The 638-nt window shown below is 68.5% G+C and carries 1 protein-coding gene; it reads left to right on the forward strand.

Annotated features, from left to right (window positions below; all coding sequences use genetic code 11):
• Positions 1-195 precede the first annotated feature (195 nt).
• Positions 196-638: TetR/AcrR family transcriptional regulator (locus tag CFP71_RS42355; RefSeq protein ID WP_093939449.1), on the forward strand; the 443-nt coding region annotated here is incomplete at its 3' end.

Here is a 638-nt window from a genome sequence, read left to right on the forward strand (position 1 = left end):
ACTGATCATCGCCACGAGCAGCGCGAGCAGCAGTCCGGACAGCGATTCGAGCACCTGGCGGTGCCCCATCGCCTCGGACGGTGCCTCCGCCGTTCCTTCGGTCTTCATGGCGTCCTTTCAAGCGTTCGGGGCAATTATTGCCCACTGTGCAAACTTGCACAGTGAGAACTTTATTCCCGTCGCTACGCTGTCCTGGTGGACACCCTCGACACGCTCCGCACCCGCAAGAAGGCGGCGACGCGGCAATCGCTGCACGAGGCCGCGCTTCGCCTGGCGATGGAGCACGGTCTCGACGGCGTGACCGTCGAGGACATCGCCGACGCGGTGGGGGTGTCCCGGCGGACGTTCTCGAACTACTTCGCGAACAAAGAGGACGCGATCCTGCACGCCGACCGCGAGCGGACCGGGCTGCTGGTGTCGCTGGTGGAAGGCAGGCCGTCCGGCGAGAAGCCGTGGCAGGCGCTGCGCGCGGCGTGCCAGGACCTGTACCGGGCGCACCCCGTCCCGGACCGCGAATGGGTGGCGCAGCTGAGGTTGCTCCGGCGGCATCCGTCGCTGCTCGCGCGGCAGGCCGGGGACCAGTTCGCCCTCGAACGCGACCTGATCGCGGTGCTGCTGGACCGCGGGCACGGCGTCGA

Source organism: Amycolatopsis thailandensis (assembly GCF_002234405.1).
Classification (GTDB): domain Bacteria; phylum Actinomycetota; class Actinomycetes; order Mycobacteriales; family Pseudonocardiaceae; genus Amycolatopsis; species Amycolatopsis thailandensis.